The organism is Paenibacillus polygoni (genome assembly GCF_030263935.1).
In the GTDB taxonomy this organism is placed as follows: domain Bacteria; phylum Bacillota; class Bacilli; order Paenibacillales; family Paenibacillaceae; genus Paenibacillus; species Paenibacillus polygoni.
Genome location: NZ_CP127162.1, coordinates 63851 through 87500, shown reverse-complemented (window position 1 = coordinate 87500; position 23650 = coordinate 63851). Strand labels below are relative to the sequence as shown.

General features: G+C 43.3%; 23 protein-coding genes (1 of these 23 only partly in view). All 23 read right to left on the bottom strand.

The window, feature by feature from the left end; all coding sequences use genetic code 11:
• On the bottom strand, positions 1-1061 hold the 5' portion of the coding sequence (locus QPK24_RS00395) for a TrkH family potassium uptake protein (RefSeq protein WP_285745323.1). It extends 280 nt beyond the left edge of the window; only the first 1061 of its 1341 coding nucleotides appear in the window; its start codon is at positions 1059-1061; its stop codon lies off the left edge, out of view.
• A gap of 138 nt (positions 1062-1199) precedes the next feature.
• Positions 1200-2711 carry a lysine--tRNA ligase gene (gene lysS, locus QPK24_RS00390; RefSeq protein WP_160036643.1) on the bottom strand — a complete coding sequence of 504 codons (1512 nt, stop codon included), beginning with the start codon at positions 2709-2711 and terminating at the stop codon, positions 1200-1202.
• Between the two features lie 196 nt (positions 2712-2907).
• Positions 2908-3384 (bottom strand): transcription elongation factor GreA, encoded by a 477-nt coding sequence (gene greA / locus QPK24_RS00385; protein ID WP_191804446.1) that lies wholly within the window; start codon positions 3382-3384, stop codon positions 2908-2910.
• Positions 3385-3579: 195 nt separating this feature from the next.
• A complete protein-coding gene (dusB, locus tag QPK24_RS00380; protein WP_285745322.1) occupies positions 3580-4623 on the bottom strand; it encodes a tRNA dihydrouridine synthase DusB in 1044 nt (347 codons plus the stop codon).
• A gap of 107 nt (positions 4624-4730) precedes the next feature.
• A complete protein-coding gene (locus QPK24_RS00375) occupies positions 4731-4928 on the bottom strand; it encodes a helix-turn-helix domain-containing protein (RefSeq protein WP_160036646.1) in 198 nt (65 codons plus the stop codon).
• Positions 4880-5425: a 2-amino-4-hydroxy-6-hydroxymethyldihydropteridine diphosphokinase gene (gene folK, locus QPK24_RS00370; RefSeq protein ID WP_285745321.1), complete on the bottom strand. Its 546-nt coding sequence runs from the start codon at positions 5423-5425 to the stop codon at positions 4880-4882. Before folK ends, QPK24_RS00375 begins: the two co-directional genes overlap by 49 nt.
• 6 nt (positions 5426-5431) lie before the next feature.
• On the bottom strand, positions 5432-5800 hold the full coding sequence (gene folB / locus QPK24_RS00365) for a dihydroneopterin aldolase (protein ID WP_285745320.1): 369 nt from the start codon (positions 5798-5800) through the stop codon (positions 5432-5434).
• Between the two features lie 2 nt (positions 5801-5802).
• Positions 5803-6660 carry a dihydropteroate synthase gene (folP, locus tag QPK24_RS00360; RefSeq protein ID WP_407082944.1) on the bottom strand — a complete coding sequence of 286 codons (858 nt, stop codon included), beginning with the start codon at positions 6658-6660 and terminating at the stop codon, positions 5803-5805.
• Entirely contained in the window at positions 6644-7543 is a 900-nt protein-coding gene (locus QPK24_RS00355; RefSeq protein ID WP_285745319.1) for an aminotransferase class IV, read from the bottom strand. Before QPK24_RS00355 ends, folP begins: the two co-directional genes overlap by 17 nt.
• A gap of 1 nt (position 7544) precedes the next feature.
• Complete coding sequence (pabA, locus tag QPK24_RS00350) at positions 7545-8120, bottom strand: aminodeoxychorismate/anthranilate synthase component II (protein WP_285745318.1); 576 nt, start codon at positions 8118-8120, stop codon at positions 7545-7547.
• Positions 8121-8134: 14 nt separating this feature from the next.
• Positions 8135-9733 (bottom strand): anthranilate synthase component I family protein, encoded by a 1599-nt coding sequence (locus QPK24_RS00345; RefSeq protein ID WP_285745317.1) that lies wholly within the window; start codon positions 9731-9733, stop codon positions 8135-8137.
• 179 nt (positions 9734-9912) lie between these two features.
• Positions 9913-10851 carry a cysteine synthase A gene (gene cysK, locus QPK24_RS00340; RefSeq protein WP_285745316.1) on the bottom strand — a complete coding sequence of 313 codons (939 nt, stop codon included), beginning with the start codon at positions 10849-10851 and terminating at the stop codon, positions 9913-9915.
• 279 nt (positions 10852-11130) lie between these two features.
• On the bottom strand, positions 11131-12075 hold the full coding sequence (locus QPK24_RS00335) for a peptidyl-prolyl cis-trans isomerase (RefSeq protein ID WP_285745315.1): 945 nt from the start codon (positions 12073-12075) through the stop codon (positions 11131-11133).
• Positions 12076-12101: 26 nt separating this feature from the next.
• Positions 12102-12986, bottom strand: a complete 885-nt coding sequence (gene hslO, locus QPK24_RS00330) for an Hsp33 family molecular chaperone HslO (RefSeq protein WP_285745314.1) — start codon at positions 12984-12986, stop codon at positions 12102-12104.
• A 184-nt stretch (positions 12987-13170) separates the two neighbouring features.
• Positions 13171-13938 (bottom strand): type III pantothenate kinase, encoded by a 768-nt coding sequence (locus QPK24_RS00325; protein WP_285745313.1) that lies wholly within the window; start codon positions 13936-13938, stop codon positions 13171-13173.
• A gap of 6 nt (positions 13939-13944) precedes the next feature.
• A complete protein-coding gene (gene nadC / locus QPK24_RS00320) occupies positions 13945-14811 on the bottom strand; it encodes a carboxylating nicotinate-nucleotide diphosphorylase (protein ID WP_285745312.1) in 867 nt (288 codons plus the stop codon).
• Positions 14801-16426, bottom strand: a complete 1626-nt coding sequence (gene nadB / locus QPK24_RS00315) for an L-aspartate oxidase (protein WP_285745311.1) — start codon at positions 16424-16426, stop codon at positions 14801-14803. The genes nadC and nadB overlap by 11 nt, the downstream gene beginning before the upstream one ends.
• A gap of 95 nt (positions 16427-16521) precedes the next feature.
• A complete protein-coding gene (gene nadA / locus QPK24_RS00310) occupies positions 16522-17460 on the bottom strand; it encodes a quinolinate synthase NadA (RefSeq protein ID WP_213535559.1) in 939 nt (312 codons plus the stop codon).
• Between the two features lie 238 nt (positions 17461-17698).
• A complete protein-coding gene (ftsH, locus tag QPK24_RS00305; protein WP_285745310.1) occupies positions 17699-19735 on the bottom strand; it encodes an ATP-dependent zinc metalloprotease FtsH in 2037 nt (678 codons plus the stop codon).
• A 100-nt stretch (positions 19736-19835) separates the two neighbouring features.
• Positions 19836-20375, bottom strand: a complete 540-nt coding sequence (gene hpt / locus QPK24_RS00300; protein ID WP_160036660.1) for a hypoxanthine phosphoribosyltransferase — start codon at positions 20373-20375, stop codon at positions 19836-19838.
• Positions 20376-20450: 75 nt separating this feature from the next.
• The gene (gene tilS / locus QPK24_RS00295; protein ID WP_285745309.1) at positions 20451-21863 is read right to left on the bottom strand and encodes a tRNA lysidine(34) synthetase TilS; all 1413 of its coding nucleotides are present in this window, start codon (positions 21861-21863) and stop codon (positions 20451-20453) included.
• 50 nt (positions 21864-21913) lie between these two features.
• The gene (locus tag QPK24_RS00290) at positions 21914-22858 is read right to left on the bottom strand and encodes a serine/threonine protein kinase (RefSeq protein ID WP_407082979.1); all 945 of its coding nucleotides are present in this window, start codon (positions 22856-22858) and stop codon (positions 21914-21916) included.
• Positions 22836-23588, bottom strand: a complete 753-nt coding sequence (locus QPK24_RS00285; RefSeq protein ID WP_285745306.1) for a vWA domain-containing protein — start codon at positions 23586-23588, stop codon at positions 22836-22838. The genes QPK24_RS00290 and QPK24_RS00285 overlap by 23 nt, the downstream gene beginning before the upstream one ends.
• Between the last annotated feature and the right edge of the window lie 62 nt (positions 23589-23650).

The window sequence follows — 23650 nt, the reverse complement described above, 5'->3', positions numbered from 1 at the left end:
ATCGTCATCGCTCGCATGAGCAGCCCTTGAGGTACACGGTGCCGAAAGAACACGATGTCTTTTTGTCCCCTAACCATCGCGAACAAAGCGCCGATCATAATAAGAAATGTCGTTGTTTTGATACCCCCGCCTGTTGAACCAGGAGAAGCACCGATAAACATAAGCAAGATGAAAAAGAATTGTGTCGCAGACCGCAGTTCTGGTATATCAATAGTACTCGTTCCCGATGAACGAGTAGAAACCGACTGGAAGAAGGATGCGTAGAGCTTATGCGATAGATCAAGTGAGCCTAACGTTTTCGTATTGGTAAATTCAAAAACGAACAATACAATTGCCCCAAGGGCAATTAATACACCGGATACGGACAGCACCATTTTTGAATGCAAAGATAATCTACGCTTCTTCGGAAATTCGAATAAGTCGTTGAGCACAACGAACCCGAGCCCGCCTGATATGACCAGTATGCTTGCAATCACATTGAACAGCCAATCACCCATATAATCTTGAAAACTATTGCCGAACAGATCAAAACCACCGTTGTTAAACAAAGATACAGAGTGGAAAATTCCATAATACAGTGCCTTAAAAAAAGGCATATCCACAGACCATCTTGCCGTAAAAATGATAGCTGCTACCCCTTCAATGGTGAATGAAAAGATAAGCACCTTTCGAATGATTCGAACGACTCCTTCCATGGTGTCCGAATTAATCGCTTCTTTTAAGATAAGTCGATCCTTTAGGGATAACTTTCTCCCAAACAATAATGCAATCAAAGTTGCAATTGTCATGAAGCCAAGACCGCCCAGCTGCATCAGGATCATAATAACGGTCTCACCAAAAAGGGTAAATGTAGTTTCTACATCTACTACGATTAAGCCTGTAACACAAGCCGCAGAAGTTGCCGTAAAAAGTGCATCCATAAAACGAAGAGGGTGTCCGTTCTGGTTGGAAACAGGCAGCATTAATAATACGGTACCTATCCCGATGATCAGCAAGATACCTGCGACTAATATAAATGGCGGAGTAGCCAGTTTTTTGGTGAAACCCACACGTCTCTTCATTACATCTCGCCTTTCTTCATAGCCCTTGCCAATCCGTACATTTTAAAAGAGGAACAACCTCAAGCATCATCTGCTCAGCTGTTCCTCTGTATGTCTAGATTCTATTGTAAACTTGTTTATGCAAAATGCTTGTCCTTCTTAGTCCAATGCACGGTGACGCATATGTGGGAAAAGAAGCACGTCACGAATCGATGGAGAATTCGTAAGCAACATTACAAGACGGTCTACACCAATTCCAAGACCACCTGTAGGCGGCATACCATATTCAAGTGCACGAATGAAGTCATCATCCATCTCATGCGCTTCATCGTTACCGTGTTCTTTTTCTAGTAACTGTGCTTCAAAACGCTGACGCTGATCGATCGGATCATTCAGCTCACTAAATGCATTTGCATGTTCGCGTCCTACGATGAAAAGTTCAAAGCGATCCGTAAATCTTGGATCTTCTTCATTCTTTTTCGCAAGCGGAGAAATTTCAACAGGGTGACCATATACGAAAGTTGGCTGAATTAGGGTTTCCTCAACAAACTCTTCAAAGAATGCATTAAGGATATGTCCAAATGTCATGTGCTTTTCAACAGGTACATTATGTTCCTTAGCCAAACGGTGTGCTTCTTCATTTGTCATTTCGACGCCAAAATCTACACCCTTCACTTCTTTAACCGCATCCACCATGGATACACGGCGCCAAGATGGGGTAAGGTCGACTTCATGCCCTTGATAATCAATCTTCGTTGTTCCTAGAACTTCTTGCGCAATATGAGCAACCATATTCTCTGTGAGTTCCATAATATCTTTATAATCTGCGTATGCTTCATACAATTCAATCATGGTGAACTCAGGGTTATGACGAGTTGAGATCCCTTCGTTACGATATACACGTCCAATTTCGTACACTTTCTCCAGGCCGCCTACAATCAGACGTTTCAAGTGCAGTTCAATTGCGATACGCATATATAGTTCCATATCCAGCGCATTATGATGCGTAATAAATGGTCGTGCTGCCGCACCGCCTGCAATGGAGTGCAGTGTTGGTGTCTCTACTTCCAAGTAGCCTAAGCCATCAAGATAACGACGCATGGACTGAATAATTTTAGAGCGAGAAATAAATGTTTGTTGTACTTCAGAGCTCATAATCAGATCCACATACCGCTGACGGTAACGTAATTCTACGTCTTTTAGACCTTGGTATTTATCAGGCAATGGGTATAACGATTTGGAAAGCACTTCAAGCTCAGTAACTTTAATGGAAGTCTCTCCTGTTTTGGTTTTGAAAACCGTACCCTTCACACCGATGATATCTCCAAGATCAAGCAAAGTAAATGCATCGTACTGCGCTTCAGCAACGGTATCTTTACGAACATAAATTTGAATACGTCCGCTCAAGTCCTGAATATGAGCAAAACTTGCTTTACCCATACCGCGTTTCGCCATAATACGCCCAGCAATGCTTACTTCAACATTCTTTTCTTCAATTTCTTCTTTGGTCAGGTCATTATACTGTTTTAAAATATTACCGGCTTCATCCGTACGTTCGTACTTTTTACCGAAAGGATCAATACCAAGAGCCCGAAGCTCATCTAATTTTGCCCGTCTAATCTGTAAAAGCTCACTAAGCTCTTGTTCTGTACCTACTACTTCATCCGTCATTTGCCTTCTTCAACTCCTTAATTATTATGTATCTTCAAATGCAGATATCGTATACAGTACTGCATCTTAAAAGATACAAGGCATGTCATAATAAGCCGTTCGTACGAACTAAAGTACGATGCCTTCATGAAATCAAATGATTGAAAAAAAGCTTCCCCTAGGGAAGCTCTCTTCATATCCCGATCCTTTTGTATGATTACTTCTTGATATCTACAATTTTGTACTGGATAACACCTGCAGGAACACTTACATCAACCACAGTTCCTTTGGCTTTGCCAATAATAGCTTTACCAACAGGGCTTTCATTTGAAATTTTATTTTGAAGCGGATTAGATTCTGCAGATCCAACGATCGTGTATTCAACCACATCGCCAAACTCCATATCTTCAACTGTAACGGTTGCACCAATTCCTACGATGTCTGTGCCAACCTCATCGCTATTAATGATACGCGCATTGCGAAGCATTTTCTCGAGAGTGAGTACACGCCCTTCAATAAAAGCTTGCTCATTCTTCGCATCTTCATACTCCGAATTCTCACTAATATCACCATATCCAATAGCTACTTTAATCCGTTCTGCAACTTCACGGCGTTTTACAGACTTCAAGTTCTCGAGTTCGTCCTCAAGCTTCTTGAGCCCCTCTTGGGTAAGAATGACTTCTTTATCGCTCATGTTAACCGATTCTCCTGTCATGGGAATAATATGGAACTAATTCAAAAATTCATTTTAAAAACGATATGCTAATCTTAAAAAAACAGAACAATTCGTTCTCTTAGGTGTCCTTGAACATAAAACCATCTTGCCGAATTTATACCAAAAAAATTATAGGTTAACGATATTGAAAAGTCAATGTTCTCTCTAATAGCCTTAGCAAGCACAGTCCGTATTTATTGACTCTTGATCAATTTCTTGGCTGTCTGTTTCTGTATTCGACTCATTTCGAGGCAAGTTTTCCAAATAATTTGTAAGTATCTCAACCATCTCGTCACGTTTGGTTCCTTCCATGATGGCATCTTTTATTCGTGCAGAACCTTTGAGTCCTTTCAGATACCAAGATAAATGCTTACGCATTTCACGTACTGCTACATTTTCCCCTTTCAGGTCAATTAATCGATCCATGTGCAGTATGGCAATACGCATTTTTTCTTCCGGTGACGGGTCTGCCGGCAACACACCCTTTTCAAGGTATTCAATAGTTCTATATAGCATCCATGGATTACCAAGGGCAGCTCGGCCGATCATAACTCCGTCTACTCCGGATTCTTCCAGTCTTCGTTTTGCTTCTTCTGGTGAAGAAATATCGCCGTTCCCAATAATCGGAATGGAAACCGAATCCTTAACTTCCTTTATAATATCCCAGTCTGCCCGGCCAGTATACAATTGCTCTCTTGTTCTACCGTGTAGAGCTATTGCTTTTCCCCCAGCACTTTCTACTGCACGTGCGTTTTCGACAGCATAGATATGATCATGATCCCAGCCGATACGCATCTTTACTGTCACTGGTTTAGACACAGCATCCACTACAGCAGATACCATCTCATAAATTTTATTCGGATCTAAAAGCCAACGTGCTCCCGCATCACTTTTATTAATTTTAGGGGCAGGACAACCCATGTTAATATCAATAATATCTGCATTCGTTTCTTGGTCAACAACCTTCGCAGCAGCAACCAATGTTTCTCTGTTGCCGCCAACGATTTGCAGACTAAGCGGCTTTTCCCGTTCATCTACAAATAACATTTCTCTCGTTCGTTTATTACCATTTATAATTCCTTTATCGCTGACCATTTCAGCGCAGACTAACCCAGCGCCAAATTCCTTAGCAATGAGGCGAAAAGCCGGATTACTTACTCCCGCCATCGGAGCAACAACGACCTGATTCTTCATTTCAATATCAGCGATCTTAAGCATAGGGTTTCGTATCACTCCTTTGAAAATCTTTATTGATCTTTACGTCATTTATATCTATCATATCTAAACGTTCAAGTTATTTTTCAGAATATAAACCACTGCGTCTCCTATATAAACTCCGACAGGGATATAGCAAGAACATCTGCGATTCTAACAAGCTGCTCTTCTGTTGGGACACGAGTTCCCCGCTCAATCATACCGAGCATAGCGAGAGATATGCCTGTTTGCTCTGCTAGAGACTGCTGAGTTACACCTTTCAATTTTCGGAAAGCGCGGATTCGTCTGGCCAGTTGCATGTTTTCCACCGCCGTATTCCATCCCTTTCATCCAGGCTCTCTAAAGCTGTTTGTACAAAACAAGAAATGTTGTCTGATTTTTCACGGACAACATCGGATAATGGAACTAACACAAAAGCTCTCTCCTGCATTCTTGGATGCGGAAGAATAAGCTTCTCTGTATTCATTTCTACTCCTTCATACCATAGCAAGTCGAGATCAACGGTTCTTGGACCCCATCTGATATGACGAACACGTCCTAGCTGGTTCTCGATCTCAAGCATACGACCCAGCAGCTCCTCAGGAGATAGTGTTGTATTGACGGAAATGGCCATATTAATAAATGCAGGCTGATCAGTATAACCTACTGGGTCTGTTTCGTATAAATCAGAGCAAGCAATAACCTCAATATCATCTTGCTTGTCCAGCATCCTTATTGCAGACATAAGCGTCTGCTCCCGATCGCCTAAATTAGCCCCTAAAGCAATATAAGCCTCTGACGTATCAGAGGTTGAATGTGCATTCATGAGTCGTTATCCTACTTTCCTAGTACGATGAAGTTCTACTGTAACTCCTTCAAAATGAATATCGAAAGGAGGATGCGGTTTTGTTACCTTGACTACAAGCGCATCCACACTAGTATAAGTCTCAAGTAGGGAAGATGCAATATATTCACCTAAAGCTTCAATTAATTGGAATGACTTATTTTCAACGATATTTTTCACATGTTCGTGAATCTCGGCGTAATTTATCGTTTTGGTAAGATCATCATGCCTACCTGCTTCTTGTAAGTCCATATCAAGTTCTAGATCAATATAGAATCGCTGTCCAAGTTTACGTTCTTCCTCAAAGACTCCGTGATATCCATAGTACTCCATACGGTGAAGTTTCATTTTATCCATAATTATAATTCCTCTCTTCCTTGGTAAAGCATAGCATCACACATGTCTACTGTACGCTTGATTTGAGCTACATCATGAACTCGTACCATTTGCGCTCCTTGAGCAATCCCAAAAGCCACAGTAGCTGCCGTTCCCTCAACTAGATCATCCACTGGCAATTGCAGTGTATTCCGAATAAACCGCTTGCGAGAGGTAGCGAGCAGAACAGGGTAGCCAAGTTCCAGCAATGCACCTAATGATATCATCATCTGTAAGTTTTGCTCATAGCTTTTTGCAAATCCGATACCTGGATCTAGAATAATATTGTCTTTAGAAATACCAGCCTGCAACGCAATTTCAATGCTTTCTTTTAGATCCGCAACTGCGTCGGTAATAAAATCATCGTAATCTGTGTTCTCACGATTATGCATTAGGATAACAGGACAATTTTTCTCGCGCGCAAGCGGTGCCATATCCTGATCAGCTTTGAGACCCCAAATATCATTAATGATATGAGCTCCTGCATCGATTGCCGCTCTCGCTACATCTGCTTTATACGTATCAATAGAGATTGGGATATGCGGGGCTGTTTTGTGTAAAGATTCAATTACAGGGACTACACGCGCAATCTCTTCTTCACTTGAAATGACAGTGTGTCCTGGGCGAGTAGATTCACCGCCGATATCAATGATATCTGCTCCTTGTTCGAAGAGTTCTACAGCATGAGCAACTGCACGATCTACAGAATTGTATTGTCCCCCATCAGAGAACGAATCCGGAGTTACGTTAACAATCCCCATAATCAGTGTTCTGTCACCCAGCTTAAGCGACATTTCGCCGCGCTGATATGTACGTTTATATAGTTTAGGTTTCAACATCATCTCTACCTGCTTTCTTTCGGTATAAATCCAGCAGTCTGCGCGTATTCGGTCCCATTATTCCGTCTTGAACCTGAATCACTTCCCCTTCCGGAAAACCAAGCAGTGCTGTTATTGGAATTAATTCTTGTATGGAACTAGTCATAAAAATCTCATCCGCCTGAGATAGGTGCTGAGTTGTGAATAACCCTTTTACTACAGGAATACCTAGGTCACTCGCAGCTTCAAGAACAACCTCTCTAGTAATGCCAGGCAAGATACCTGTGCTTATTTCAGGGGTATAAAGAACTCCTTTGGCTATAAAAAAAAGATTACTGACAATCCCTTCAGCAAGATGCCCCTCTTTGGTCAACATTAAACCTTCCGCTTGAGACTCTACTGCCTGCTTATACTGCATAAGCTCTCTCTTCGCAAGAATGTTATTCATGTAGTGCAAAGATTTATACCGAACCAAGCCCTCAGGTGTATTCCTAATCGTCTTCAGCAATTGAAGAGGTTTTCCTTTGATATACCAAGCTTCATTTAGGACAGGCAGTTCTTTAGCAAAAATAAGGTGGCTCGGTTCACGGTAGTCTGCCGAAGGCAACCCTAGAATCTCTTCGCCTGCTGAAACCGTGTACCTTATATAGCCGTCACTAAGCCCGTTAGCTTCCAGCAGCTCACGAATAAGCATCTCCAGTTTATGTTCTTCCGCCCGAAAAGGAATCCCTAAATCCTTACAACCCTCAGAAAGCCTTTGAAGATGACGAGACAGTAACGAAGGTTTGCCCCCATAGGTTCGAAAAGTCTCAAATAGACCCATTCCGTATAAGAAGCCGTGATCCATTACAGGAATCGCGGCTTTCGTTGTCTCAGTCAATTGCCCATTCAGCATGACGTATTTCATCTTATACAATTGCTTTCTGACGCAGGAAGTTGCGGAGCATATGATGACCATAATCGGTAACGATCGATTCCGGATGGAATTGTACGCCTTCAATCGCATATTCTTTATGTCTGAGTCCCATAATCTCTCCTTCTTCTGTCTCTGCTGTAATCTCCAAGCAGTCAGGAAGACTCTCTCTCTCCACGAGTAGAGAATGATATCTCGTAGCTGTAAATGGAGATGGAATTCCTTCAAATACAGACGTTCCCCCATGATAAATAGGCGATGTTTTCCCATGCATCAAACGTTCTGCCCTAACGACGTTTCCTCCAAAAGCCTGACCAATTGCCTGGTGTCCAAGACAAACACCGAACATTGGAATTTTTCCTTTAAAATGATGCAGTAACTCAAGACTGATTCCTGCCTCATTTGGTGTACATGGACCTGGCGAAATCAAGATATGATCTGGCGCAAGTGCTTCAATCCCAGCAATATCGATTTCATCATTCCGGCGTACCTCTACTTCCTCACCTAGCTCACCTAGATACTGCACGAGGTTATACGTAAAAGAATCATAGTTATCAATAACCAAAATCATATAAAAAACCTCCTCTAGTTCTCGTCTCTGCTTCGCTGCATAGCAGCTTCTTCACTATACTGTACAGCCTTCATAACTGCCCTTGCTTTGTTCTTTGATTCCCTATATTCCCGGTAAGGATCTGAATCAATTACAATTCCTGCTCCTGCCTGAATATAACCGATGTTATCCTTCACTGCGAGGGTACGAATAATGATATTTAGTTCCATGTCCCCTTGATAGGAAATCCAGCCAATTGATCCTGTGTAGGGGCCGCGTCTCACTGGTTCCAGTTCCTCAATAATCTCCATCGTTCTTACCTTAGGAGCACCTGTAATGGTCCCCCCTGGGAATGCAGCAGCAATCACATCAAAGGCATTTTTATCTTCAGCCAAGATACCTTCTACTTGTGAAACTAGATGCATTACATGCGAATAGTATTCAATGGTCATAAGTTCGGGAACACGCACTGATCCATATCTCGCTACTCTACCGATGTCGTTGCGCTCCAGATCCACGAGCATAATATGCTCAGCCCGCTCTTTTTCCGTATGAAGCAGTTCTTCCGCCATACGCTTGTCCTCTTCTGAGGTCGCTCCCCTGCGTCTTGTTCCTGCGATGGGTCTTGCGATAACCTTACCCTGCGTGAGTTTAATTAGCAGCTCTGGAGAGCCGCTTACCAGCTGAAAATCTGGTGTCTGAACGTATCCCATATAAGGGGAAGGGTTAATTACACGAAGCCACTCATACACATCATCAGGTGAAGTATATAGCTCCTTATCCTGCCTTAATGAAAGATTAACCTGAAAGACATCTCCCTGCCCGATATAATCCTGCACTTTCTTAACAGCTAGTTCAAAGGCTTCTTTATTAAAAGGAGATTCCCAGCCTTGAGCTACATCCATATGTGCATTGCCTTCAGCGCTAGCCTGCTCCAGCCGCTGAATCCGCTCTGCTTGCTCTCGGATATAATAAGAGGTTGCTGCAGTTTCCATCATATGTTCCCAGCTGCGAAGCATAACCTCCGCTCTGGAAGCGGCTTGCTTGAACTGCTTCTCTAACGGCTCATCTTTGTTTAGAACTGTGTAAACTGAAGAGTAGACAGCATTCTCTTCATGATCAATAGTCCACACTTCTTCAAATCGCATCCACATATAATCAGGAAGACTTGGGTCATCTTTCGCAAGTTCAGGCAGCTTCTCAAGGGAGCGAGCCACATCATAACTTAGGTAACCTACAACCCCGCCGGAAAACGGCGGTGTCCCTTGAACCCGAGGAGCACGGTAAGGTTGGATCCACTCTTCGATTATTTGCAGGGGATCTCCTGTCATCGTCCCATGTGAATGAAAACGATGCTCTTGGTTGGCTCCATCTGCCACACCGAGAATTTTCACCTCTGCCTGTTTACCCTTCCCCGTCACAATGGCTGCCGGACATAAACCAAGATAGGTATATGTCCCGTCCTTTCCGCTTTCCAGTACAAAAGCATAGGGAGAAGCCTGTTCCCATGCAGGCTTCCAGGAACGAAGAGCGGGTGACTTCTTAAGTTTCATTTTTGTTACATAGGGAAGCACCGTCCAATCGTCTTTGCTCCATACTTTCCAATCCTCGTAGGTTGTAGTTACCTTATTCATGTACGCTTCTTTCCTCCAGGCTGACCTTGTCTATTGTCTGTTAGTATACTAAAGCATTCTGCATTTTAAAAGCAGATGATAAAAAACCCTGTGCCTGCAAATGAGTTGCGGCACAGGGTTATATAATTTGTTATGAATGTAGAGGTAAAAAGTCCACTCGAGTATCCTGCTCGTCAGTCTTAGCCTTCAAAATTATAAAGAGGTGTGCTGAGGTAACGTTCCCCATTGCTTGGAACAATCGCAACAACACGTTTACCTTCACCCAGCTCTTTTGCCACTTTCAGCGCAGCACGGATGGCTGCTCCAGAAGAGATCCCTGCGAGGATTCCCTCTTCTTTAGCTACTTGGCGAGCCGTTTCAAATGCATCCTCATTCTCAATATGAATGATTTCATCATAAACATCCTGATTTAGAATCTCAGGAACAAAGTTTGCACCGATGCCTTGAATTTTATGAGGACCTGGCGCTCCGCCTGCTAGGATTGGTGAAGCTGCTGGTTCCACTGCATAAATTTTAATGTCTGGGAAAGACTCTTTGAGTACTTCACCTGCTCCTGTAATCGTACCTCCTGTACCGATTCCAGCTACAAATGCATCCAAAGATCCGCCCACGGACTGAATTGCTTCTACAATTTCAGGTCCCGTAGTTTCACGGTGGATTTTAACATTAGATTGGTTCTTAAATTGTTCTGCCATGAAATAACCGGAATTTTCTTCTACGATTGCTTCTGCTTTTTTAACCGCACCATTCATTCCTTCTGATCCAGGAGTAAGCACAAGCTCTGCACCATATGCACGAAGCAAATTACGACGCTCTAAGCTCATCGTCTCAGGCATAACAATAATTGAACGATATCCTTTAGCCGCTGCTACCATGGCCAGCCCAATTCCCGTATTACCACTTGTTGCTTCTACAATCGTGTCGCCTGGTTTAATTCGGCCAGACTGCTCTGCATCCTCTATGATACTGATCGCGATCCGATCTTTCACACTAGAACCAGGGTTTTGGTATTCAAGTTTCACATATACTTCCGCACTACCTTCAGGTACAACGCGATTCAAGCGAACAAGCGGTGTTCCACCGATCAGTTCCGTAACATTATTGACAACCTTAGCCATGATAATTGCCCTCCTTGGATTAAATGAAGTTGAACGAATGATTGCTTCTTCTATTTCATATGCCAATGTGTATTCTAGTTGTATTATATGAGCTGGACCATGCTCTCAGGCAGGACGATCTGCTTACTTTACTGCACTGTCCAGACTCTTTCCATTCTTTTGCCCACAACTATATTTCCGACTAAATAGGTGGGTTTTTATAAATTTAATATTATCAACCTTGCTTCATAATGTCAATAATGTTAGAAAAAAATAGCGCAGAAAAAGAGGCCCCTTCCCTTAGGAAGCAGGTCTCTCCAGCTTTACTCTTATATCAGCTCCATATTTACTGCGAAGCTGCTCTTCTAATTCTGACAACGGAATGGAATCATTTAAAGCAAGCATCATTCGGATATCTTCCATTGCCTCTTCAAATGTCATCCCTTGTTTCTCTTCGATATCATTTAAACGAACAATAATATAGTGTTCATCCACTTGAACAGGACCGGCGACATCACCAATTTGGATCTCTTCCGCAAGCCTCATCATTTCCTCCGGTTGAAAAGGGTCATTCTCTTCAATAAGGCCAAGTCTCCCTTTGGATTCACGGCTGTATTCATCCGTCGACTCACTCTCTGCCACTTCTCCGAAAGCTTCACCCGCTTCGATCCGTTCAAGGACGTGATTCGCTGAATCAAGATCATCCACTTGAATCATAGAAATATCAAACAGACGGATGGGTTTATAATCTGCTTCATGTTCCTCATAATACTCTTGTACTGCTGCTTCACTGACTGCAATGTCTCTTGTTGCAATTTCTTCAAGCAAAACTTGATAGGTTGCCTCTGCCCTTAGTTCCTCTAAGCTCATTCCAAACTGATTCCACATCTCATCATAAAAAGCTTGTTCTGAGGAATAGCCCTCCATCGAAGATTGCAGTTCTTTGTCAACTTGAGATTCAGTTACAGTCAGCCCTTGTAATTTAGCTTCTGCGAGAACGGCCTGACGATTAAGCATTTCCATTAAAACTTTGTTACCATAACGTGTCTTAAGTGCATCCACCCATTGCTTCTCCGAAATCATTTGCCCAGCAATACTTGCAACCGGCTCTTTCCAATCTGAAGCACTAAGGTCTGTATTTGTACTCGAATCGTTCATTCCACGAAAGATAAACGTCCCCATAAAAATAACACCTACGCTCAGCACAACGACAGTCACCCAAAGTCCTTTTTCTTGTTTCGTCATCCCATCTCATCTACCCCATAACGGTTTTAGCTTCTCGCTTGCTCAAGAATGGTTTCCAGGTCACTTTTCGTAAATTCATATGCTTCATTACAGAACTGACACACAACTTCAGCTCGGCCTTCTTCTTCAATTAAATCAGTAAGCTCGGATTCTCCAAGCGAGATCAGTGTTTGCTCTACACGTTTACGGCTACATTGACACTGGAAGACGATATCCATGCTGTCATGGATTACAACATCCGGTAAAATCTTGCGGAGCATTTCTTCCACATCAAGCCCTTGGTCCAAGAGGGTGGTTACTGGCGGCATGTTACTGATTGCATCCTCAATTGCCGAAATTTCCTCATCACTGAGTCCAGGCAAGAGCTGAATAATAAATCCTCCCGATACAATAACAGAGTTATCGGTATCAACTAAGACACCAAGACCTACTGCAGAAGGTGTTTGTTCTGATTTAGCAAAATAATACGTAAAGTCTTCGCCTAGTTCACCTGAAATAATAGGAGTACTTCCACGGTAAGGTTCTTTGAGTCCAAGATCCTTCGTAATATGAATGAATCCGGAAGTACCTACAGCTCCAGCTACATCAAGTTTACCTTTACTATTACTTGGTAAGTGGACATGTGGATTCTTAACGTATCCTCTTACTTCACCTTTGGCATTTGCATCTGCTACGATTTGACCAATAGGCCCATTCCCGTTTACTTGAATGGTCAGTTTCTCTTCCCCTTTCAGCATAGCGCCCATGATGGCAGTAGCCGTAACGGTCCGCCCCATCGCAGCTGTTGCTGTAGGGAATGTATCGTGTCTTCTTCTCAATTCTTCTACCAAATTCGTTGTACGGATCGAAAACGCACGAACACGTCCACCTAAAGCTGTACCACGCACCAATCGGTCATTCATCTTTTCCATTCTGTTATGCTCCTTCTGTTTCGTCCTATTTATAATTTCACAAGGCAAGCCAGGCTGCTCCCTTATGAAGATTGTGCAAATTCATATTTCGTCTAAGTCAGCACTTTCTTTATTGTAATCGAAAAAGATAACGGAAGAAAGGTGACTGCCTATCCCTTTTTCCATTATCTTTTATTTAGTAAGGTTACCCTTTATTTCGTTCGTATATAATCCGCAGACCTTCAAGTGTCAACATAGGACTTACCACTTCGATGGTTCTTGTCTCACTTGCGATAAGTTCTGCCAAACCGCCCGTGGCAATCACTTTTGGTGTAGCTTTCATCTCTTCCTTAATTCGTTCCACGATTCCATCAACCTGTCCTGCATAACCGAAAATGATGCCTGCTTGCATGGCATGGATGGTATTTCGTCCGATTACTTTCTTCGGTTTCTCGAGTTCGATACGCGGCAATTTAGAAGCACGTTGATATAATGCCTCAGTAGAAATCCCGATACCCGGCACAATAGCTCCGCCCAGGTAATTACCTTCTCCATCTATACAATCAAAGGTCGTTGCCGTACCAAAATCGACGACGACTAGAGGGCAGTTAAATTGATCAATTGCCGCTACTGCGTTCACGATCCGGTCCGCACCTACCTCACGAGGATTCTCATAACGAAGATTCAACCCTGTTTTAATACCAGGACCGACGATAAGTGGTTTCTTGCCAACATATTTAATACACATTTCCTCCAGCACATTCATCAGCGGCGGTACAACAGAAGAGATAATGATTCCTTCAATTTCTGAAGTTGATATACCCGACATCTGAAAAAAGCTATGAATGAGAATACCATACTCATCTACCGTTGACTGTCTCGAAGTGCTGATACGAAAATGATGGAGAAGTTCACGATGCTTGTATATACCAAGCACAATATTACTGTTACCTACATCTACTACAAGGATCAAAGAGGATTATCCTCCTTTCTTTTCGTTTAAATCAAGACTGATATCTAGGCTTTCAAAGGAGTAAGTCAGTCTTCCTACGGAGATAATATCTACTCCCGTCTCAGCTATACCACGAATGGTGGCAAGAGAAACGTTGCCTGAAGCTTCTATTTTAACATGCGGGGCTGCCTCACGGATATGCCTAACTGCCTCACGCATCATCTCTTCATTCATATTATCAAGCATAATAATATCTGCTCCCGCTTCAATAGCCTCATTTACTTGGTTTAGGTTCTCTGTCTCCACTTCAATTGTCATGGTGTGCGGGATCCTTGCTCTGGCTCTTTCAATAGCTTGTGTTATCCCTCCAGAACCCTTGATGTGATTATCTTTAATCATAACTGCATCATACAGTCCAAACCGGTGATTATAACCTCCACCGACCCGTACTGCATATTTTTCAAGCTGCCTGTGGCCTGGTGTTGTCTTTCGTGTATCCACTAACCGCACCGGTAGATCTGCTATAGCATCTACATAAGTGCGAGTTTTGGTCGCAATACCTGAAAGCCGCTGCAATAAATTTAAAGCCAACCTCTCGCCTGTTAGCAGACTGTGCGTACTTCCCTCTACCACACAAAGTATTGTCCCCTTTTTTGCTTTATCTCCATCCTTCAATTCTGCATGAAATTCAAGTGAAGGGTCAACGATATGAAAAACAAGTTCTGCAATAGAGAGTCCTGCAATAATCCCGGCTTCTTTTGCATGAATTACAGCCTTGGACTGATGTCCCTCAGGAATGGTAGCCAAGGTTGTGACATCCCCTGAGCCAACATCTTCCCTGAGCCAACTTTTAATTGATTGGGTTAATACTTCATTATATCCATTAAGTAGCATGACTAACTTCCTCCGCAATTTTACGTTCACGCTGTTGCACCGTATGCTTCTGCCACAAAAGATCGTCACAATCAGGATAATCCTCCCGATAATGAGCTCCTCGGCTCTCTTTGCGGTGAAGTGCCCCCTCGGTAACAAGTATGGCGCACGTAAGTAGATTGGCAAACTCATATTCTTCTTGGGTAGTAAGGCTGGTATTAAATATAGCCAGCTCTTTCTCGAGCAGTGACTTGGCCTGTAATAAACCTTGCTCTGAGCGCCGAAGTCCTACTCCTCGTACCATTGTTTTCTGCAGGGCAAGTCTTCTAGCATGAATTGAACTCACTTCGACGAAAACTTCCTTTCTGTTCAGAGAAGGAACGAAAGGAACAGAAACAGATTCCTTTAGAGGAGTGAGTTCGCGTATGCGATTTACAATTCTTTTCCCAAAAACGATGGCCTCTGATAAAGAATTGCTGGCCAGCCGATTTGCTCCATGGACTCCGGTAGATGAAACCTCTCCACAGGCAAAAAGCCGCTGAATACTGCTTTCTCCATGTAAATCTGTTTTCACTCCGCCCATCATATAGTGAGCAGCAGGTGCTACAGGAATCCAGTCCGAAGCCAAATCCAGCCCATAGTTCATACAGGTCTCATAGATTGTCGGGAAGCGAAGCTTAATCCGGTCAAGGGTCTCATGGGTGATATCAAGATATACTTGGGTTGCCTTTGTAAGCTCCATCTCACTAACAATGGCTCTTGCCACGATATCACGCGGAGCGAGCTCGAGCTGTGGATGGTATTTATGCATAAAACGTTCACCGCGAATATTACGAAGCACTGCTCCTTCACCGCGTACAGCCTCAGATATTAGAAAGCGAGGAGCCCCTGGATAACAAAGAGATGTCGGATGAAATTGAATGAATTCCATGTCTCGTATTTCGGCCCCTGCCCGGTAAGCCATCGCTATACCATCTGCAGTAGCCACTTCCGGGTTTGTAGTATATCGATATAATTGGCCTGCTCCCCCAGAACAGAGTACAACCGCATCTGCTTTTACATAGATCCGTCTGCCATCAGCTTCCTGTACAATAGCCCCCCTGCACTCACCGGACTGCGTTACAAGATCAATAACAAAATGTTCATCCCATACTTTAATCGATGCATGAGAAGCAACTTGCTTGGCTAATGCTCTTACAATCTCGTACCCCGTCGCATCTCCATTCGCATGTAGAATCCGGCGATGACTGTGTGCTCCTTCCTGTGTTAATGCCAGTTCCCCATTCTCTATATCAAAAGCAGTCCCAAGACTGATTAATTCTCTGACTCTTTCCGGCCCCTCGCTAACAAGCACTTTCACAGCCTCTTCTCGGCACAGACCCGCACCCGCAGTAAGCGTATCCTGCATATGGTAGGCAGGTGAATCATCCTCTGCAGTGACTGCTGCAATTCCACCTTGCGCATATCTCGTATTACTCTCCAGCAACGTTCTTTTCGTAATCATAAGAACCTGCCGATCCCTGCTTGCCTCGATTGCTGTAAATAATCCTGCTATACCTGTACCGATAACAAGAAGTTCTGTCTCTACTTGAGGTAAAGTCGCTATATCCAAATCAATTAAGTAAGAAGGTATCACCTGGCATCCTCACCTGTCTCCTATAATGTTGTTCTCGTTAATCATGCATACATAGAAAAGGGGGTGTACCTTCATTTGAAAGCTCCCCCTTCAACCTATTTTACTTGTAACATGCGCTCTAAGGATAAACGTGCACGATCAGCAACAGCAGGAGGTACATAAATTTCTGGCTTCATTGTCTCCAGTGCTTTTACCAGTTTCTTAAGGTTATTTACTTTCATATTTGGGCAAACAAGGAATTTGGTCGCAAAGTGGAAGGTTTTGTCCGGACTGTCTACTCGAAGTTGATATCCTGTACCGTCTTCCGTACCGACAATGAATTGTTTGCGGTCGGATTTTTTACAGTACTCGAGAATTGCTGTCGTGCTTCCTACAAAATCACCCATCTCAACCACTTCTGGGCGGCATTCCGGATGAACCACGAATTCTGCATCGGGATATTTAGCACGCATTTCAACGACATCTTTGATTGTCAGCATGTCATGTGTATTGCAGTACCCTTCCCATATAATCATCTTCTTATCGGTATGCTGCTGAACATAATGTCCGAGATTCTTATCAGGAACCCATATAATCTCTTCCGCATCAAGCGATTGAATCACCTTCACTGCGTTAGCAGAAGTACAGCATATATCGGTCTCCGCTTTAATCTCGGCAGAGGAGTTAATGTATGTAACGACCTTCGCATTTGGATGCTGCTCTTTTAATTTGCGAAGTCCTTCTACGTTGACCATATCAGCCATGGGGCAGCCAGCACGTTCATCGGGAATAATCACTTTTTTATTTGGAGCCAAAATTTTGGCGCTTTCTCCCATGAAGTGGACACCACAAAAAACGATAACTTCGGCATCGGTCTCTGCGGCCTTCTGAGCTAGAAGGAACGAGTCTCCACGGAAGTCTGCTACTTCCTGAATTTCATCTCGTTGATAATAATGAGCAAGAATAATTGCATTTCGTTCCTTCTTTAGTACTTTAAGTCGCTCTTTCAACTCACGATTCATCTCGGCCTTACGTTCTAGTGCCTGAACCTCCACTGTTGACCCTCTCCTTTTATGAAATAGCAAATACTACGTTCACTTTGCAGTGTATGCCCCCGCTTGTTAATCGATTCACAAAGTCGTATACAAAAATTCCTTTTGTTTACAACTAATTTACACGGCGCACCCTGCCCTGTCAATTCACAAAATAGACGCAATTTAGAGCTAAACGAATGTAATAACGCAAAAAACCGGAGAACATCAGCTGTTCTCCGGTTTTTCGTGTATAGCAACCTTATGAAGTAGGTTTGTTATTGTCTGGATCCGTTGGAGGTGTAGATTCTGACTCCGGCTGATTTGGAACATGGTTTGGAATTTCTTCCGCCGGTGTTCCGCCGTTGTTCTCTTTTCCTTGAATGCGAACTTTAACATCACCGACATTGTCGATAATAGGTTCTCCGCCTTCAGAAGATCCTCCCGTATTTCCTTCTTCTTTTTCCGTAATTACTCCGTTTTCGATCAACTGCTTGATATCTTCAAGATCAAGAGTTTCTCTTTCAAGCAGAGTTTCCGCAATAAGGTGAACCTCTTTAGAATACTTGGTAAGCAAATCTTTTGCTTTCTCATAGCATTCTGTAACCATACGGTGCATTTCTTTATCGATCTCATATGCAATAGAATCACTGTAGTTCGGCTCGTGTCCGAAGTCACGACCCAAGAATACTTGACCTTGGGAATTACCAAATTGTAGTGGTCCAAGTTTTTCACTCATACCATATTCCATCACCATGCTGCGAACGATACTTGTAGCTTGTTGGAAGTCACTATAGGCTCCTGTACCGATCTCACCGATAAACAGTTCCTCAGATACACGACCACCTAGTAACCCTGTTACTTTATCAAGCAATTCTTGTTTCGTTGCCAGCATACGATCTTCTTTTGGCATCATAATTACATATCCGCCTGCACGACCACGAGGAACGATCGTCACTTTGTGAACCATATCAGCATGCTCGAGGAAGTAACCTACAATCGTGTGACCAGCTTCATGGAAAGCAACAATCCGTTTTTCCCGGTCGCTTACTACGCGGCTCTTCTTCTCGGTACCAACAATTACACGGTCAATCGCTTCATCCATCTCACGCATGGAAATATCTTTACGATTACGTCTAGCAGCAAGAAGGGCTGCTTCATTAAGCAGGTTCTCAAGATCTGCACCTGTAAATCCAGTTGTACGCTTCGCGATTACATCCATCTTCACGTCTTTAGTAAGAGGTTTGTTACGAGCATGTACTTTAAGAACAGCTTCACGGCCTTTTACATCAGGACGGTCAACTGTAATTTGACGGTCAAAACGACCTGGACGAAGAAGTGCAGGGTCAAGAATATCTTGACGGTTTGTTGCAGCAATGATAATAATACCTTCGTTTGCTCCGAAACCATCCATCTCAACGAGCAATTGGTTTAGTGTCTGCTCACGCTCATCATGTCCACCGCCGAGTCCAGCACCACGCTGACGACCAACCGCATCAATCTCATCAATAAAGATGATACATGGAGCATTTTTCTTCGCATTTTCAAACAAGTCACGCACACGGGATGCACCGACACCGACAAACATTTCGACGAAGTCAGAACCCGAGATACTGAAGAACGGTACGCCCGCTTCCCCAGCGACAGCTCGTGCAAGGAGTGTTTTACCTGTTCCCGGAGGACCATTCAGTAGAACCCCTTTTGGAATTCTAGCACCTACTGCTGCGAATTTACGAGGATCTTTCAGGAACTCAACAACTTCGACAAGCTCTTGCTTCTCTTCGTCCGCTCCTGCAACATCTTCAAAAGTAACTTTTTTCTTCTCTTCATTATATAAACGTGCACGGCTCTTACCAAAGTTCATCACTTTGCCGCCGCCGCCTTGCGCCTGATTAAACAGGAAGAAGAAGAGGACAAACATCAAAATAAGAGGTATAAACGACGTTAGTAGTGTCAGCCAAATACTGTCACCCTTCATCGGTTTCGCTTCCATTGCTATTCCGTTCGCTTCACTGGCATCTGCAATTTCTTGGACTGCAGCATCCGTAGCAGGAATGTAAGTAATAAAGTTCTTGGCTTTTTCAGCAGGCGGGGTTACATACTGTCCCGTTACCTGGTAAGCATATCCATCAAACTGAATGCTTAAATTCTCTACGTTATTTGCAGATAATTCCTGACGAAACTCGTTGTATTTAGGGGTATCAGCCGCTTCACTTCCACCATTAATAACCTGGTAGATGCCGACTACAACTAAAAATAAAATTAGATAAAAACCAGAATTCCGGATGAACCGATTCATCCCCTACCTCCTCTCGAGACACCTTAGTTATTTTACCATAGCCATTCTGCCCTTCTCAACAAATGGGCAAACGCGATTCTATCATTATTCTGCCGGGATTTTAGTTACTGTAAATCTCCGGTTTCAGAATCCCGATATAAGGCAGGTTCCGGTAATGTTCAGCATAATCCAAACCGTAGCCAACTACAAATGCATCTGGCAGGACAAAGCCCGTATAATCCGCTTCAAGATCAACAGAACGGCCAGACGGCTTATCAAACAAGGTAACCACCGTTGTCGATTTAGCACCTCTGTTCCGTAGAAGTTCAATCAGATGGCTTAGCGTAAGCCCGCTGTCGATAATATCTTCTACAATAAGAACATCCCGGCCCTCAACGGATTGGTCTAAATCCTTGATGATCTTGACTACACCGGAAGACTTGGTAGAAGCGCCATAACTTGATACAGCCATAAAGTCCATTTCAAGAGGCACTGTTATGTTTTTAACCAAATCAGCCATAAATATAAACGCACCTTTAAGTACACAAATCACTAAAGGATTACGATCAGCGAATTCCTTGCTTAATACTTCGCCTAATTCCTTGATTTTACCTTGAATTTCTTCTTCACTAATTAAAATTTCTTGAATATCGTTCTGCAACGTTAGTGAACCCCCTAAAGTTATACTATGAAAGTCTTATCTGCACCATTACTGCCAACCGTCTGCGCGTAATAGCTACTCGATCCACATTTGAATGACCTGTGCAGATTGATCGGTAACGGGAGCATGGATGGAGCGTCTTACGCCCGGAATCCAGAGGATGTTTCCTTCAACATCACACACGAGGGGGATACGAGAACGCAGGGACGGCGGAATTTTGGCGTCGATAAAAATATCTTTCACCTTTTTACTTCCGTTTAATCCCATTACTTTCATGGTATCTCCAGGCAATCGTGCTCTTACGGTAAGCGGCCAATGAAGTTTGCTCAAATCAAACTGTGCTTCATTAGCAGAAAGCGGCCTGCACATCCCCTTTGAATGAGCCAAATGAATGGTTCTTTTAATCTCATTCAGATAGAGAAATGATTCTCCATCTGGAGAATGCAACTGATAACTGTAATGCTCAGATACAGACTTCCGGGCAGTAAAAATAATACTGTTATATTCCCGCATACAAACGATACCCTGACCTATATCAAGAATCCAAGTCGTCGGTTCGGTCTGAACCACTCCCTTACGTATGGATTCTATTCTTGAAAAAGTAGCAAAATCATCGTTTGAAGGCAGATAATTTAATATTAATTTAATGAGCCTTCGTTGTAAAGCGACATGTAGCCCCTTAAACGCAGGCACAGAAAAGGTGAGTTGATCACCTGACTTCATGACCATATCAGCAAAGGTTTGCTCTGCAGCTGCTTCCATATAGTCATCTTCTGTGCCGATCACTTCGGCCATCCGATAAAGAGATTCCTTTATCTGCCCATTATATTGCCCCAAAAAAGGAAGCACATCCAGTCGGATTACATTTCTAAGATATTTACGATTCATATTACTACTATCAATGAGATAGGGAAGCTCTTCTTTTTCACAGAGCTTTTCCAAGTCCGTCTTGGTAATACGTAAACATGGCCTAATAAGTTCCACGTTTTTTTCAGTTCGTTTGATTTTCATACCTGAAAGTCCCGAAGCACCGCTTCCTCGCAGCATATGCAGCATAACCGTCTCGGCCTGATCATCGGCATGATGTGCCAGAGCAATGCTGTCTGCCTTATACTTCTCTGCGACTTGATGAAGAAAAGCATATCTTCTTTCACGTGCCGCATCCTGTGAGTTGCGCCCTGTCTCCTCTAAATATTTCGGCATATTTAGATGAACCATTTCAAAGGGGATGTGCATCGATTCCGCATATTTTTGTACCAGCTCGGCTTCAGCATCCGACTCTGCACGATACCCATGATGTACATGGGCACAGATCAAGGTGAGCGGTGTACGGTAGAGAGATATTTGATGAAGAATATGTAAAAGAGCCACAGAATCCGCCCCACCGGATACTGCGACTACAATCCGGTGACCCGGTTTCCACAATTGATACTCCTCTGCTGTAGCAGCAATTTGCATTACCGTAGGTTCAAGTTTCGGTCCTTTCATGATGTTCCTCTTTTCTAACTCAGATATTTCAAGGTATGTACCCTCTAATTTTAGCGAAGCATGAGGATCACTGCCCCAGCCATAATTAGAGCTGATAACGCAAAAGATGGAATTAACCATCCTGGGGTTGGTTCTGATGAAGCGTTCTTAGGTCCGCTTCTTACTCTGTAGACTTGCTTTTTCCACGATAAGAAGGCATCCTCAGCATCGTCATAATCACCCTGTATTGCCTTTTGAAGCCAACTTCTATATGACGCTAGCCGCTCACTCTTATGAATGATAGTTAAAAGGGCAGGTATTCCTCTTAATTGAGGGAGACTGTTTCCAGTAGTCCTTCTTAATTCTTCTCCCTCCAGAAGATGAATAAGAAGAAGGGCAAAGGAAAACACATCATATTTCTGGTCTGCGACACGGCTGCCTGCATTCCAGTACCCTCTATCATACCACTCTGTGAACTGCTTTACACTGCGTCCTACAGGACTCGCTCCTCCATAATCGATGAGCTCCACCTCACCATATGAAGAAACAAGTACATTTTGCGGCTTCAAGTCACAGAATATATATCCTAACCGGTGCAGCTCAGCAAGCTTTTTTAAAATTCGAAGCCCGACAAGCATCATCCATTCTGGTCCATTCCTACGGATAAATAAATGAAGCGGCTCACCTCTGACATAGGTCATGACATAAAAAGAAATTTCTCTTCCGCCGACCTGGTAATTATCGACTTCTTTTAAATAGGAAGAGAAGCCATTCCTACCTCCAAGGTGATGATCCTTCTTCGCTAATGAAGTAAGAACATTAATCTCCGACTGCAAATCAAGTGGATTAAAACCCATCTTGAGCGCATACCGGCCTCCACCCGGTTCACGCTGAACCAAATAAACGATCCCATTCGCTCCCTTACCCAGCACTCTCTGAATAATATATTTATTATTCTTCCATTTGCCGATAACTACAGTTCCAGGAGTAAGATCAGGATCCAGCGGCATAGTCACCATGCATCCCTTCTTTTGCTCCGTAATCGCGATCATACAGGTCATTCTCGTTTAGTGTACCATAACGATAATAATCAATCACCTTTAATATTGCAGGCCCGGTAGGTGTCGCACCTCTCATATCCAGCTTAGTAAAAACCGATCGAAGTGCGTTCATGTCGCTTGTCCATTTGATATCAAGTACTGCATCTTCACTGCCTTGTCTCCCAGGAAAATGAAATACAGAGATCTGACTTCTTCCTTCACGCGCTTGAAGGCTGAGCATCAAATCTCGAATTCCTTCTTCAACGGCAGCGAGCTTCGGCTTCATACTAGCACTTGCATCGATAAGTAAGGCAACTTGAAGCGGTGTTGTCTCTGTCAAATGATCCAGTACTTGAACCACCTCTGCGCGCTGATGCAAAGGAAGTTCCGCAATACTGCCCGCACTTTTGCCCAGAATTTGTTTAAGCTCTTTATTAACCGCTAGTTCAATGGTCTGAACCACTGTTTTTCGCGTCATCATCTGCATGGTTTTTGCTAATATGGGTGTACCTACAATCCGGCTTATTCCACCCCCTGCTTTCGCAATCGCTTCAATCTCTTGTCCCCCAAGGTCACCAATGGTTCCATAATCCACCACGCCCACTACATTCACCGTAATGCCTTCCTCCAAGGCATTTGCAGCAGCAAGTACTGGATTTGAACCAACATTAGAGCATCCGTCTGTTATGAGTAAAATTTGCTTCATCTTTCTCATCCCCTTTAGTCTCGAACTTCTTCCTATTATTTCCATAATAGGTTGGGTTCAAA

What these genes read in the sequence shown, in the direction of transcription:
- dusB (WP_285745322.1), bottom strand. Translation starts at nt 4,623, where the DNA reads ATGCTTAAGATCGCTGATATTGAAATGAAGAATCAGGTCGTTGTTGCT.
- folK (WP_285745321.1), bottom strand. Translation starts at nt 5,425, where the DNA reads ATGAATGCACATTCAACCTCTGATACGTCAGAGGCTTATATTGCTTTA.
- cysK (WP_285745316.1), bottom strand. Translation starts at nt 10,851, where the DNA reads ATGGCTAAGGTTGTCAATAATGTTACGGAACTGATCGGTGGAACACCG.
- nadC (WP_285745312.1), bottom strand. Translation starts at nt 14,811, where the DNA reads ATGCTACTTAATGGATATAATGAAGTATTAACCCAATCAATTAAAAGT.
- hslO (WP_285745314.1), bottom strand. Translation starts at nt 12,986, where the DNA reads ATGGAAAAGATGAATGACCGATTGGTGCGTGGTACAGCTTTAGGTGGA.
- QPK24_RS00345 (WP_285745317.1), bottom strand. Translation starts at nt 9,733, where the DNA reads ATGAATAAGGTAACTACAACCTACGAGGATTGGAAAGTATGGAGCAAA.
- folP (WP_407082944.1), bottom strand. Translation starts at nt 6,660, where the DNA reads ATGATGTTGAAACCTAAACTATATAAACGTACATATCAGCGCGGCGAA.
- lysS (WP_160036643.1), bottom strand. Translation starts at nt 2,711, where the DNA reads ATGACGGATGAAGTAGTAGGTACAGAACAAGAGCTTAGTGAGCTTTTA.
- greA (WP_191804446.1), bottom strand. Translation starts at nt 3,384, where the DNA reads ATGAGCGATAAAGAAGTCATTCTTACCCAAGAGGGGCTCAAGAAGCTT.
- tilS (WP_285745309.1), bottom strand. Translation starts at nt 21,863, where the DNA reads ATGAAAGGACCGAAACTTGAACCTACGGTAATGCAAATTGCTGCTACA.
- pabA (WP_285745318.1), bottom strand. Translation starts at nt 8,120, where the DNA reads ATGATTTTGGTTATTGATAACTATGATTCTTTTACGTATAACCTCGTG.
- ftsH (WP_285745310.1), bottom strand. Translation starts at nt 19,735, where the DNA reads ATGAATCGGTTCATCCGGAATTCTGGTTTTTATCTAATTTTATTTTTA.
- QPK24_RS00355 (WP_285745319.1), bottom strand. Translation starts at nt 7,543, where the DNA reads ATGAAATACGTCATGCTGAATGGGCAATTGACTGAGACAACGAAAGCC.
- QPK24_RS00335 (WP_285745315.1), bottom strand. Translation starts at nt 12,075, where the DNA reads ATGACGAAACAAGAAAAAGGACTTTGGGTGACTGTCGTTGTGCTGAGC.
- QPK24_RS00285 (WP_285745306.1), bottom strand. Translation starts at nt 23,588, where the DNA reads ATGAAGCAAATTTTACTCATAACAGACGGATGCTCTAATGTTGGTTCA.
- folB (WP_285745320.1), bottom strand. Translation starts at nt 5,800, where the DNA reads ATGGATAAAATGAAACTTCACCGTATGGAGTACTATGGATATCACGGA.